The organism is Acaryochloris sp. IP29b_bin.148 (assembly GCF_028285565.1).
GTDB lineage: Bacteria > Cyanobacteriota > Cyanobacteriia > Thermosynechococcales > Thermosynechococcaceae > Acaryochloris.
Genome location: NZ_JANQOY010000218.1, coordinates 17,807 through 31,614, shown reverse-complemented (window position 1 = coordinate 31,614; position 13,808 = coordinate 17,807). Strand labels below are relative to the sequence as shown.

At 44.1% G+C, this 13,808-nt stretch carries 14 protein-coding genes; all 14 read left to right on the top strand.

All coding sequences use genetic code 11. From position 1 onward, the window contains the following. The first annotated feature begins 70 nt into the window (after positions 1-70). Positions 71-964: a hypothetical protein gene (locus Q0986_RS19690; RefSeq protein ID WP_299414687.1), complete on the top strand. Its 894-nt coding sequence runs from the start codon at positions 71-73 to the stop codon at positions 962-964. Positions 965-1,016: 52 nt separating this feature from the next. Then, a complete protein-coding gene (locus tag Q0986_RS19685) occupies positions 1,017-2,303 on the top strand; it encodes a hypothetical protein (RefSeq protein ID WP_299414685.1) in 1,287 nt (428 codons plus the stop codon). A gap of 37 nt (positions 2,304-2,340) precedes the next feature. Then, the gene (locus Q0986_RS19680) at positions 2,341-4,245 is read left to right on the top strand and encodes a hypothetical protein (RefSeq protein ID WP_299414683.1); all 1,905 of its coding nucleotides are present in this window, start codon (positions 2,341-2,343) and stop codon (positions 4,243-4,245) included. Positions 4,246-4,331: 86 nt separating this feature from the next. Then, entirely contained in the window at positions 4,332-4,853 is a 522-nt protein-coding gene (locus Q0986_RS19675; protein ID WP_299414681.1) for a hypothetical protein, read from the top strand. A 61-nt stretch (positions 4,854-4,914) separates the two neighbouring features. Further along, positions 4,915-6,000: a hypothetical protein gene (locus Q0986_RS19670; RefSeq protein WP_299414679.1), complete on the top strand. Its 1,086-nt coding sequence runs from the start codon at positions 4,915-4,917 to the stop codon at positions 5,998-6,000. Positions 6,001-6,034: 34 nt separating this feature from the next. Next, complete coding sequence (locus Q0986_RS19665) at positions 6,035-7,003, top strand: hypothetical protein (RefSeq protein WP_299414677.1); 969 nt, start codon at positions 6,035-6,037, stop codon at positions 7,001-7,003. A gap of 16 nt (positions 7,004-7,019) precedes the next feature. Continuing rightward, on the top strand, positions 7,020-7,994 hold the full coding sequence (locus Q0986_RS19660; protein ID WP_299414675.1) for a DUF4438 domain-containing protein: 975 nt from the start codon (positions 7,020-7,022) through the stop codon (positions 7,992-7,994). Between the two features lie 106 nt (positions 7,995-8,100). After that, entirely contained in the window at positions 8,101-8,445 is a 345-nt protein-coding gene (locus Q0986_RS19655) for a helix-turn-helix transcriptional regulator (RefSeq protein WP_299414689.1), read from the top strand. Between the two features lie 243 nt (positions 8,446-8,688). Next, a complete protein-coding gene (locus tag Q0986_RS19650) occupies positions 8,689-9,246 on the top strand; it encodes a hypothetical protein (RefSeq protein WP_299414673.1) in 558 nt (185 codons plus the stop codon). A 163-nt stretch (positions 9,247-9,409) separates the two neighbouring features. Then, a complete protein-coding gene (locus Q0986_RS19645; RefSeq protein ID WP_299414671.1) occupies positions 9,410-10,615 on the top strand; it encodes a D-alanyl-D-alanine carboxypeptidase family protein in 1,206 nt (401 codons plus the stop codon). A 67-nt stretch (positions 10,616-10,682) separates the two neighbouring features. Then, positions 10,683-11,780 carry a hypothetical protein gene (locus tag Q0986_RS19640; protein ID WP_299414669.1) on the top strand — a complete coding sequence of 366 codons (1,098 nt, stop codon included), beginning with the start codon at positions 10,683-10,685 and terminating at the stop codon, positions 11,778-11,780. 399 nt (positions 11,781-12,179) lie between these two features. Next, positions 12,180-12,506 (top strand): hypothetical protein, encoded by a 327-nt coding sequence (locus Q0986_RS19635; protein WP_299414667.1) that lies wholly within the window; start codon positions 12,180-12,182, stop codon positions 12,504-12,506. 12 nt (positions 12,507-12,518) lie between these two features. Then, a complete protein-coding gene (locus Q0986_RS23060) occupies positions 12,519-12,638 on the top strand; it encodes a LuxR C-terminal-related transcriptional regulator (protein WP_366918634.1) in 120 nt (39 codons plus the stop codon). A 124-nt stretch (positions 12,639-12,762) separates the two neighbouring features. After that, entirely contained in the window at positions 12,763-13,557 is a 795-nt protein-coding gene (locus Q0986_RS19630) for a hypothetical protein (RefSeq protein WP_299414665.1), read from the top strand. Positions 13,558-13,808 lie beyond the last annotated feature (251 nt).

The window sequence follows — 13,808 nt, the reverse complement described above, 5'->3', positions numbered from 1 at the left end:
TATTATTCGGACTCCCTAAAGGGGCTAGTTTTTTATCCCAGTTCCAACCACTGAAGGAAGGAGAAGAATCATGTACGCCACCGACGTCATGGACGACTTGTTTTACGAAGAAGCTGATGGTCTATCCGAGATGGACTACGATGATGACTTTGAAGATGAGTACGATGATGACTTTGAAGATGCGTTCGAGGCCTATGACGACTTTGAAGATGACTATGATGCATTCGAGGCCTACGATGACTTTGAAGATGACTATGACGCCTTCGATTACATCGTTGCTGAGGCACTAGGGACCGATGACCTTGATGAGTTTTGGGGTAAACTCGTCAAAGGTATTAAACTTCTCAAAAAGCATGTTGGGCCTAAAATCAGGAAAGTAGCTGGGCGGGTCGGCAAGAAAATTTTAGGGAAGAAACGGTATAAGAAATTTAAACGATCTAAGTTTGGTAAAGTCTGGCGATGGGTTAACAAGAAAGCTCTGGGCGCAGATGAATTTGTCGATGAGTTCGAAGAACTAGATGAGCTTGTAGATTATATTGATGATCTGGAAGAGTTGGATGCTGCAGCTCCTGTAATTGCGGGTCTGGCAATCCGGAAGACAATACCCGGAGTTTCTCGCTTGCCCAAGTCCAAACGGATCAAGCTAGTGAAGAAAGTCAAGAACTCTACTAAGATGCTAGGCCGTCGCCGTGGAGTCAAAGCGACAAAAGCAATGCCCAAAGTTGTTCAAGTAGCTAAGGCCGTGTCCAACAAAACGGGCCAACCTGTAACTAAGACGATTCCAAAAACGACTGCCAAAGTAGCAAAAAGCCCCACTACAACTCGTCGCTTAGCCAGCAAAGTGAAGAAGGTGGCCAAGATGAAGCGGATGATGAAGGGAGCAAGAAAACCCTATCCCTATCCCATGATGAGGGGGAGTAAATACCGTTGCCATGTATGTGGGAATGTCTCTGTCAGATGCTAATGCAGCTTCTATCCCTAGGGGAGCCAAGCTGCTGATTTGAGGGAAAAGGGTTATGGCAGTTCGAGCATTTCTGTGCACAAAAATTCAGATGCTAGCAGCGCGGGCCGGCCGACTCGCAAGTATCAACCCAACCGCAGTCGGCATACGTCCCCAGGATCGCCCCTATGCCCCTTCTCCAGAACATTTCCGAGCTGCCAACCAACGCCTTGCCAAGATTGATCGTGAAGTCATGAAACGTTTGAATCACCTCCAGCGTACCTGGTCTACTGCTCCCATTCCCAGAGTTTTGGCTGATATCGCTCTAGTTGAGCGCGAGTTAGATCGAGCCCGGCGAGCCTTTGGCCTCTTCTTCGAGATATTTGGGCAGCGGGGGTCAGCATTTGCACCTTCTCTTGATGCTTATGATGCGATCTCAGCTGATTGCTATACGGCCATTCATCAAGCTGCTCCACGTTTGTTTCGGGGTTCTCTCCTTAAACCTGTCTCTTATATGGAGCATGGTTATTCACCTGCTACTATGCGGCGCGGCGTTGTACTGAGTCGTTTGCTGGGGGAACCCAATCCTTTCCCCATTATCCGAATTCCCTGGGATCGAGATAACCCCTGGCAAGCTGTGTTTCTCCATGAAGTAGCCCACAACCTACAAGCCGATTTAGGAATATGGCAAGAGAATCGTCAAGCTGTTCTTCATCGGGTTCTGCGGGGCACTACCGATCCTGCCCTCACGCAAACCTATAGTCGCTGGCATAAAGAAATCTTTGCTGACTTAGCAGCGCTATTACTCGGGGGGCCAGCAGCAGCCTGGGGCATGGCTATTTTCCTGGCTAACCCATCCACCCGCACCTTAACCTATCGCCCTGGGGGAGCCCATCCCACTGCCTATCTGCGGGTTTTGATTTTGGCAGAAATGCTTCGACGGATGCGCTTTGAAGCAGAATCTACCCGCTTAAAGCAAGTGTGGAAGGGCCTCTACCCACTTACCCAGCCTAATCGCCTCCCCATTCGGCTGCTGAAAACAGCTGATCAGTTAATCCCAAAAGTCGTAGACGAAATTGCCTATCAAACGCGCCGTAATTTAGGTCAGCATTCCCTGGCAGACATTATCCCGTTTACTGCTCAAGATCAAAAACGAATTAAGGCCGGGGCTAAAACGTTAGTAACAGGCAAAGTGCCCACTCACTTACCCCCTCGTCATTTGGTTAGTGCTTCGGCCTACGCCCTATCTTCTGGCAAGGTTGCCCCTAACAAGATTAGTCAATTAGTGACCGCTCATTTAGCAAAGTCCAATAATCCACCGACATTGACCTCGATTGCAACCCAGAAAGCCTTAGCCGCCTAATACCCAATGCTTTAGCCTTAGGAGATCAACGAAAGCCATGGTAGCCCAATCCAGCCATTCTTACTACAACACTCGCCACAATGGCACGAGGCCCAGAGATGGTGCTAACTCTAAGCTAGCCTTGGATAACTTAATTCGTCGTGAATTGCGAGTAAGCGATCCAAACAATGCCCAAGAGGTGGCTGAAGCCTTACTAGACCGTTATAAAGGGACGCCGCAAGCCGTTGCGATTGATCGCGAAGCTGAGGGGGTACCTTTTCTACTAACACCCTCAACACCAGCCCCCATGGTTCGAGCTGAAACCTCTTCGGATGCTGAACTACAGCAGGCTATGAACGATGTGGAGCGAGATCTACAGGAATTAACGAGCAACGCCATTCTTAAAGATGTCACCCCAGAGTTAGAAGGCTGGGCGATGGCCATTCGCTCAGCAATGACTGAGGCATTTCACTCGGCCCGGTTTGCCCTTGACTCCAGCCAGCGAGACAAAACCTTTGGCATTCGTCGAACCTTAGGGGACTATGCCCGGATGGTTCGCTTAGTGGGGGCATTGAGTTCACCTGTGGTCAATGTCAACTATCGCAACTTAGCCCAGAGTATTGATGAAGTGACTGCAGTGCTGCTGGTAACGATGGGTGAAGCACTAGCAAATGTTAGCTTTAATCGGAGTCGCTATTTGCTCCAAGTTCCCTACAGCGAACTTCAGGCTCGCCGGGATTCAGCCCTCTACGCTTTGAGGAATTTTATTGGTTCTACTCAAGATGCGTATGCTCCCAATGAATGGCCTAGGGGAGTAGATGCTTATCGTCAACTATACAAACATTTGGACGACCAAGGACAGGGGGATCTACGGTCTCTGCTAACTGAAAATGAATTGTCTCGCATTATGGACATGCTTATTCAGCGTGCCAGCCATGGCAATGTTGAAGGGTTACGCCATCTGGGGGCAACGGCTCAGCTCGAAATCCCTCGTCTGCGTCGCCTGGTATTGATTGCCAGTGGTTTAGTCGATCCGCAGTCTCCTCCACTGACAGCCTTTTTAGAAGCTTTGCAATTATTTATTGATGCGTTTGAAGGAGCGGGTGGATTTCGCTTGTTACGGTTAGCACGGCCACCTATTCTGTTTTATGGCCTATATGGAAATTCAGCCAATGAACAATCGGCTGAACAACGATTGGTAGATCTTGCGATCGAGCGTAATCGACTTGCCGAGTTGCTGGACTGCTTTGCCCGATGTGGTTGCACGCCCGAAACCGTCAAGTGTCAAATTATTCTGGATAAGATTCTGTACGATCTTGACCGTGCCATTGATCTCTATGCACTGGGCACGGCTGAAAATGATGAACCAGAGTATCGAGCCGTTGCCTATAGCTATATGGTAGACACGGTCCTGAAAGGTATGAGTATAAACGGTGAGACCTGTTTACCTCCATCTCCACAGAATCCAAATCCCCTTGAGCTGAATACTCGCATTCGCAATGCTCTCAGTACAGTTCGTAATCTTTTATTTATGCGAATTGTCAACATGCCTCCTGCTACGGACCCGTACGTAGAGTTACCCCAATTGCCCAGTCCATCACCCAGTGAACCAGATTTCAGAAAACTTGTAGACCAAGAATTATGTATTCAGCAGGATACAGAAAGTCGCTGGAGAGATTTAGTACAAACCATGGCACCAGCTTGCATCCCATTTAGTGGGATAAACGGTAACCTTGGTGTTTTCGATGTTATTGAAGCTGTGATTCAGAATGCCCGGCAGAGCGCCACGGGTAATGGAGAACCCTGTGTACTGAATTTCCCACTCCCCGCTCAATATGAAGTGAGTCTGAGTGCTGTGGCGAATGCTCAAGCGAGTATTGATGTAAATCTTGTGCGAATTCAACGAGAAATTAGCAACGATGATGAAGAGTCTGGCCCACCGATCGAGTCATCGACCTCTTAGTCAATTTGCAACATTTTCAGATTAAGAGGTACCGCAACTGCTTACCGCCGATCCAGTTCAGAAGTGCGAGGTTAACTCCTATGGTTATGGCTAACTCAACTTCAATCCATACCAATCCGACACAGTTTACCGCTTTGCATAAACGGAATAGGGAAATAGTGCAGGCCATTGAAGGCGTTAGCAGTAGGCTCGATGCTGTATGCACCAAGCTCGACACCATTGCTACCAAAATAGATCCGCCACAACCGCCCCAGCAAACGTTTATAGTCTCATTTGTCCTGATTTATCTTCAGGTCGTGGTTGGGGTCTATAGAAAGGATGCTCAGGCCTTAGGATCAGCACTTTCAAGCATGAAGAATCTGCCCATGTATACAAGCTATCGTCAGGCAGTGGCCAAGAACCCTGCGCTTTTAAAACGTTTGGAGGCCCTCCTAGATTCCTCTGCCCCGTCAACGCAAGCAGATTATGAAAAGTATTGCTTACTGTGCCAAGAACTATACATAGATACGATTCAGCAGTTGGTCGAAGTAGAGTCCACTGGTGAGTCAGCAAGAACGACAACCGCAAGAACTTCGACTCAGAAAAAGCGGGGGGCTAGAAAATCGTGAAGGCTCGACCTTGTCAGAAAAATTTTATAAAAGCGAATCTGTTTAAAGAAGGACGCTTGCCATGAGCTACCAAACCACTGAGACTATTCAACGCTTGTGGGATGACTTCCTACGAGAAAGTTTAGCGGAAGTCCCACCCGAACAACGTCAGCAATTTGCCCAGCAATTTGAAGACCGATTTTCCGAACTACTCCAAAATGCAGCCAACGGAGGGGGAGATGGCTTTTTGGACTTGGTTGGCTTTGGTGATAAAGGGGCAGTCGAGTTTGAAAACTTACCTTATCCCTATGTACAGCCAGATTTTGATGATTCAGTGGTCCCTAGCCAACTCCATGCAGCAGCAGAGCTGTACTACATCTACCAGCATGAGCGCATGAAGGTATTTAAGGTGGTAGATGTGTTGATCAAACTATTCCGTCTGGGCAAAATGCGAATTCAGCGAGGTCCTGGTGCACGGGCGTTGTATTTGGTGGAAAAATGGAGGCCTCTGCGTTATGGTACACGCGATCGCATGATCGCCTACCGACGGGCCTTTAACTATGGCAGCTCGAAAGCCCCGGCTGGAGCAGTTACCAATCTGAACTTTCATCGGCAATTGGTGGGATTTATTGTGGCCGTTGCTCAGTACTTTAGAGACCTGCAAGTGAGTGAGGTGATCCGAGGTGGACCGATGATCAATCAACGCCCCTTCGGTAGCTCAGCCACCGTTCAGCGTTTGGGGATTGATCTGCGATATGCCCTTGACCGTTCGACCTATGGCAATATCTTTGCCTTGACGATGGAAGTGGGGCATTACCTCAATTCGATCTTGAAACTCCTGGATGCCCCCGATATTAAAAAAGCCTTTGATGCCAATACCAAATGGAATGTAATTGAAGTGGTGTCCAACCGCTATTTAGGGGGTACAGCTGAACCCTCGCAACGGGCCAAGATGGCGGAAAGTGGTCGCCGTATCCTCCAGTTTGTAGCCGACAACAACTTTGAAACATCCGTTGATCCACATCTTTTTCAAACAGAATTGCGTCCCATTGGTCCCCATGCTGAAGCCTGGCTAGCGGCCTACCGCACCACCCCAGAAGGACAGCGGTTCCCTGGCGTACCCGCAGCACTACGGAGTACCCGTAATCGCAAGTCTTTACCGATTTGAGTTTTCTCTCCTCTATCGATGAGGACCATCTGATATGGATACCTTGTTTCCCACTCTTTCCGTCACCCTCAGCCAAAAGCGCTGGACTTGTATTCTGGACCCAACGTTGATTTTGGGGAGTCCTGGTCTACAGGGACTGGCTTTGGCTAGGTATTTAGGCCATTTTGTTGAACTCTGGGTTGCCAGAGAACTCTGGCATATTCTGGACAATACCCATTTTTATCTAGAGCAATCTGAGGCTGAGCTACAAACTTTAACCGAGCCTGATCAACGCTTACAACATGCTTGGACCCCTCATTTTGATCAGGAGGCTATTCATGCTTGGGAACATATCCGACTGAAAACGGATTTAGCAGGACTCAAAATTTCTTGGTTGGGAGATGCAGTCGGTCAATCCTGCTTACCCACTTGGATTAAAGACGGTGTGGATCCTGAAGCGATCATCCAGCACTATGAATTCTTAGCTCAGTCCCTTGAACCTCAGCTTAGCTCTACTGACAGGAGTCAACCCTTTGCTTTGGCCTGCCGCGAAACAGTAGCTTTACTGGCGACCCTGGGAACTGGGATGATTTTGACCTGTGCACCGAAGCCTGATTACCCACCCTACATCGTGGACTGCCTGGAACGGTGGCAGATTCCCTGTCAACGTCGTCCTCTCAATGATCCGATTGCTGCAATTGCCCGCCGCTATTGGCATCATCTGTTTGTCCATGCCGGACTGCCACAACTGCTGTGGTCTCCAAATTTACACTTAGCCGTTTTGCACTTGGATATTCCTACGGCTTTCCATCCCAGCTTGAGAGCAACACCTTGGGCTGAAACTGAGATGACTGCTGATGACTTCGAGTCTGAATGGGATGCTAGTCTTCCCCCCCTTGCATCTGAAATCAATCCTTGGCAATCGGCTCAAGGCTATTGGTATTCACTCCAAACCTTACCTATGTCTCCACTAGAAGATGAAAACACGTCGCTCAGTTCGCAACCGAAACCGACTACGGCTTAACCAAGAGGATTTGGTTATGTCTGTGGTGATGGGTCAAATCGCCCATCCAGTGGGTCGTGCCAATCCGTATCGGATTGGTCATGATGGGGTACCTCGGATTCTGCCTGCGGGGGGAGGAATTTCAATCAACCAGCGCATTGGCGATCGCTGTGTGGGTCTTGCGGGTGACCATGTGGAGCCAGGTGTTTCTTTACACAATAATGATCGGGAAGTCACGGGCAGTCGCAAAGGCAATAACCTGGCATTGATTACCTATGCCTGTGTGGGCAATCGTGCCCAGGTGATCAATGGTCCTTGTAAGGGGCAGTGGGGCCTAGTAACAGGCAAGCATGGTGGGGTGGATCATGTGATGGTGGATTTTCCCACTCCAGTGCTAAAGCGGTTGCGGATTGGCGATCGCATTCAGATCAATAGCATAGGCTTGGGCTTGCAGTTGTTGGACTATCCAAAGATAACTCCAATGAACTGTGCTCCTGCCTTGTTGCAAAAATGGAAATTGCGTTCTCATGGAAAAAGACTACAAGTGCCCGTAACCCATATGATTCCTTCTGTCCTGATGGGATCAGGGCTTGGAACAACAGCGGTGTCTTGGGGAGGAGATGTAGATATTCAGTTGTTTGATGTTCAGACTCGCCACCGTTATCGGTTGGACCGATTGCGGTTCGGAGATTTGGTGGCGATTGTTCAAGGGGATAGCCAATTTGGGCCAACTGTTAAACGAGGTAGAAACACAATCGGAGTAGTTGTACACAGCGATAGCACTGTTAACGGCCATGGTCCCGGAATCACTCCTCTCCTTACGGGACCAGCCCACCAATTAGAACCTGTACGTGAAACTCAAGCAAACTTAGCCATCTTATTTGACCTCCGTATGCTCCCTCCGGCTAAGTCCTATCAACCTATTACAGCTTGCCAATATCATCATCAGATTGCCCAACCTAGGGCCACTTCTATTATCACTCGTCAAAAACAGGTCCAGAAATTTGGTTAGAAGAATGTTAAACGCCCAAGAGTTAAATCAAACTGTATGCAGTGCGAGGTATTCTAAGGTACTGCAGGTCATTAACAAGTTTAAGATTAGGGAAGTGCCATGTTTGGTGATTGTGATCGAAAAAACGATTGAAAATCGGCATATAGAAAAAATATTAAATCCTTACCTTTTGATACTCGATATTTCTCATTTTTCAGAAAACACTCGCTTTCCTATAGATGATCAACTCTGCATCCTTTTAGAGGCCAAATCCTCTTCTTCCAATTCCCAGTTGGATATCCCTAAGTTGCTGGCAGAGCAAGAATTACAGATTGCTAGTTTAGTCGCTCAAGGATATCTCAACAAACAAATTGCGAAACAGCTACATATCAGTGAGTGGACTGCTGCCACACCTTTACATCGCATTTTTGCCAAGCTTAGGGTTGAGAGTGGAGCTGCAATGGTCTATTGATACACAATTCCATATAGTGGAAAAATATGCAAAATTTTATATTTTGTGCCGAAAGAAACAGGCAAGTCGTTAAACTTTAATCATGTAAATATCTACCTCAAAAAGATAGCAGTTTACATTGATTCGCTTTCTATGAATTAAAATTAATCGCCAATTAAAGCAACTTATCTTTAATAACTTACAAATAGATTATTTTTTTACTCTTTAACAAAATAATCTATGTAGTCAAAGAGAGGTCAAACAATGACAGGTTATGTTGAAGCTGCTGGTCTCGCTATTGATTTTATATCTGGTCAAAAAGGTGATATTTCATACAACCTTCCACAGATGAAAGGATTGAAATACCCTTATAATGATGCCAAGAAGTTTGGCAATAGAACAGGCTATGAACCAAATAGTTTTGATGTAAAAGGCAGGATGGTTCTTAAAAGATTTTTACCATTTATTCCGCCTTATCCATATACTAGTTATTTGTCAGCAGAATTTGAAGTATCTTATGAGTATAATGGCTCATCAATTGGTAATGTTTCTATTGAACTAATTGATGAGGATGATGTACTCGGTTATGGAATTCACATTGATGCTTTAATCAAAGATGATAATAAGGTATATGAGACATATATTAATGAATATATAGCTGCTATTTATATAAAGTTTAACTTTAAATTTACATCACCTATTTATGATTCTTGCATAAAACGGATAACTTATCATTTATACGCAGATGGAGACGTTACTGATAGTGGATGGAAATCTAATAATGCTTTTATGTGTCTCCAAGATATAGCTTATGGACGCTAGAAAACTTCGTTTTCTTGAACATGTCTGATTAGAAGAACAAAAAATAATTATGCATTAAAAAAAAGAATTTAGAATATCTAGGCATAGCATAAAATCTATTTACATAATATAAACTTTTCGCAGTGTATTTATTTTATTTATTCCTCGGAAATGGAGGTATATAATGATTCAGCTAAGCGGTAAAGATAGTCTTAAAAATAGACTCAGAGTCAACAATAAGTTGCTTTGTTCTGATAATTACAAGCAGCTACTTGAGGATGGTTTTGAATCCGAATATGCATTAGATTGGCGTGATCAAGATAATGATTTAGCGGATTCAAGTTTCGATCTCTACTTAGATCTTGATGATGAGTTTGATTGGCTCGAGGATGAACTCGATGGATTTGCTGGCCCTCTACTCACTAAGCTTAAAGATACATTGCGTCGGGGTAAAGAATACCTGGCTGTGCGACTGGCCATCAGTGCAGGTAACCGAGATGAAAATAAGCTGACGAATATATTGTTCTTTGCGCGTTACCCAGAACGACAGGGACAACCGATTCGTGAAGGAGAACCGAATTATAAACATCTAGTGCAGGAATGGCTAGATATTCGCAAACATATAGTCCGTCCAGCCTTAGCGTCAGGGAGTGGGACTCCTCAGCCCTCACAGACTAAACTAAAATCTGGAAAGGCTTGTACCCTTTCTTCTGGAGGCCGTTGTATTCGTTGCGGTGACTGTGAGACCTGTGAGCGACGCATTACAGCCGCCGTGCCTAGAAATCTGCTACTGATCCCTCCCGAGCTGCAGTTCCAGGGTCGAAAAGGTCGACTAAATCAAGAAGCGCTACAGGCCTATCAACGATTGTTAAGAGCAGCAAGAGCAGATGGCATTCCTGCACCTTATCTAGCTATCTTTTCCAGCTATCGTGGCTATGACACCCAGGCTGGACTCTGGCGCAAACGGCTTTTGACTAAGTTCTCTAATCTTGGCTATAGCAGTACAAAGCTCAAATGTGTCGCCACTGCCATTGATAGAACCACCAAAGCACTCAAATCTCAGCCCATACCTCATCCTAAAAGTTCATGGCTGAATCGTTTTCTAAAAGAACTACAAAAAACAGGCTGTCCGGGACTAGGTAATGCAGGTTCTATGGTTAGAGATTTACGGAAAACAACTGCACCCCCTGGACGTAGTTCTCATCAAACAGGACGTACCGTTGATATTGCAGTCGGTCATGCCCCTGGGTTTAAAACTGCAAGCTCAAAGCTTACCAATGTTAAATGGCAACGTTCGCATACCCCATATAAATGGATGGTGTGTAATGCACACCGTTTTGGTTTCTCCCCCTATATTCGTGAACCATGGCATTGGGAATACAATCCATAGCTTCAGTTGTTCAACTTAACGATACTCATGATTAATTGTTGGACAAATATATTTAGGGAGATAAACAATGAGTACCCTACTTGACCGAGAGCTGTTTGAGGACAATATTAAATTTTTAGATCAAGCTGATTGGTTGCATGATTATTTTGACGACTTGCTAGAAGATGCACTTAACTCCGAGGATGGCTTGGATGAACTGGATAATACCCTAGAGAAATTCATTGGGCCGTTATTCAGCAGACTTAAAGATGCATTGCGCAAGGGACAAGATTATCTTGCTGTGCGGCTGGCAATCCAGGCAGGTAACCGGGAAGAGAATAAGCTCACAAACATGATATTCTTTGCTCATCATCCCGAAAGGAGAGGCCAAGCAATCCGGACCACTGAGCCCAACGCTCAACAACTTATTCGAGAGTGGCTCAACATTCGCAACCATTTAGTCCGACCAGCCCTTCAGCAAACTTCAGTTTCACCGCCCCCTAGTGGCAACCCTACCTCTATTACCTATAAGGTGCTGCAAGGACGAGAGTATGGTGGAAAATGGAAAAGTAAGCGTCCACCAGGTCTACCTTCGTGGGTCAGACAAACCAGTGCTAGGGGAGCAGCGCTACCGCATGTGCAACGGTTAGCTCAGGCCCAAGGCTTGGGAATAGTTTTTGTCCAGACTATTGTTCAAATGGCACGAACCGAAAGTGGAGGAACGTTTGCACTACCAGCAAATAACTTTGATGCACGTCCACCTAAAGATAGACCTCTAGGTAAAGGTCTAATTACAGCATGGGGTGTATTCCAATTTAATCGTGATGCTTGGACTCCTCTCTTTGCTTCTGGAGTTCGGCGGCAGCAGAAATCTTGGATACCCAAAGATCCAAAGATTGGATGTCAATCTAAGGGGGGCTGTGTATTGCCATGGGGTGCCACAACCTTGGAAGAAATTGCACTTCCTATCCGCAAATATGCTGAACTATTTCGCAATGTAAAAATCGCTGGTGGAAGCAATCTTGATGCTGCTCGCGGTTTACGCCTATGGCACATTTCTCCGGCAGCTTACAGAAAATGGCTTAATTCAGCTAAAAAGGTCAATTTCAATGTGGCTTGGCTAGGAATTAGCCAAAAACTAAGAAAAAGAGTTGGAATTTTTCTAAATCAGGCTAATGTCCTATAAAACTCAGTTTTATCATCTATGGCATCAACTTTTACTTACTTGGCATCAATTCTGCTATCACCTAAAAGAGCTACCTTATCTGAGGTCTCCTAACTCACTAACAGCTAAATCAAGCAAGATCTATCTCTTGCACATGAGATTAAATAGGTAATAACTCAAGTCTATGTTCATAATATCCAAAGTGAAAATCTGATAGATATTTAGATTATTTGCTATTTATTCCATACTCTTGCGTAATATCTATAGATTAGTACTGATAACTTAAATAGCTATTTGTCTGTCGTCTATCTGAATCATTTAATTTTTTCAAATGGCTTGATAGACACAAGTCTTAGGTTCTCTCCAATCGGTGCATATCTGCAAAAATATATCATTCCTAACTGATCTGGGAGCAATGCCATGGCCGATCAATTGATGCTGGGTAAATCTGCTTGTCTCCTAGACAGACTCAAGTCTTCACATATTATTGGTGAATTCAAAATCAAGAATAGTGACTATTTAGTGATTACTGATGAGACTTTTAAGCTCTCCAGCTCTTCAGATAATATTGACAAAAAATTACAAGCTGAACTGAAATTATCCAATTACAAAATTGTTTGTCACTTTGAAATCAGTGGAAAGTATTGTGCCATCGTTGAGATTAAAAATACAGAATCAACATCAAATATCCCAAAACTGCTAACTGAAAGGGAATTACAAATTGTCTATCTTGTAGCTCAAGGATAACAAAATAAGCAAATTGCCAATCAACTTCATATTAGCGAGTGGACCGTTTCTACCTATCTACGTCGTATCTTTGCCAAACTTAACGTAGATAGCCGCGCTGCAATGGTTTTTCGCTGTGCTGGCTTACTGTGAAATCAAAAATTTCAGAATTATTCAAGTGATAGCTAATCTAGCGAAAATCAACTTATTACTTGCTATTCAAGTTGTTTTAGTCTTGATCATATGAAGGCCGAAGTTTTTTTACATCAGGTTCTATATGTTGATGAAAAATATACAAAAGCGGCAGATATTTGCTCTGCTTTTAGCTTTGTTAATATATATTTCTTTCGGATTTAATTTAAGAGTTATTTCACTAGAAGAATATTCAAGCAAAGATTCTAGCAGTAATATGTTCTCTTTTCCTTCTTTGGATTCAGCAATTATTGCAGCAGGTATAGGTTTAGCTGGAGTAGTAGGCTCATCTGTTTTGGCAAATAACCAAGCTAAAATTAGTAATAGAAGAGAAAAATGGGAGATACTATTTAATTCTCTAGAATGGTTTGGTCGGGATCCTTTTTTAAGGAGTACTGCAATTTCTGTAGTTGAAACAAAATGGGAATATCATGATGATTTTCGTAAAAGGTGGGCTTCAATTTTTATTTCACAAGCTATATATATATTAAAGTCCAGTGCAAATAATAAAAAGGGATCTGAATTGTCAATAGAAAAATTGAACTTGTATAGAATAATGGATTTGCTAACAAATACTAAGGACAGGACTAATATAAATGCTGCTAGTAAAGACAACTATTTTTCAAGAGACTTAACTTTACAAGAATTAAAATTTATGATTGATGCACTTAAAGAATATAGAGATAATAATAATGATTTTTTATATATTGGGGATGAAGTTATTAATTCTTGGATAATGTTATTACAGTCACATGTTCAAATGAGGTTCTCAGATCAAGCAATAGATGTAGCAGGCCAACAAGTACTTAAAAGTGACTGGGAAGTGACACCAGCAAGCATTCAGAATCTTCTACTTAGCCTAGCAAAAAAGTATAAGTAATTGAATCGAAAGTGAATGGGCATGTTTTTTCGGTATAGTAATTAGCCTGCTAATCAATCGATATAAATTTGGTGTACCAGTTTGGGAGGCGATCAATAGATCTATATCATTACCAATTTTTACTTGCTTGACATCAATCCTGCTGTCACCTAAAAAAGCTACCTTATTTGAAGTATCCTAACTTACTAACAGCTGAATCAAGCGAGATTTAACTCCTATACATGAGATTAAATTGATAATAAATAAAGCTT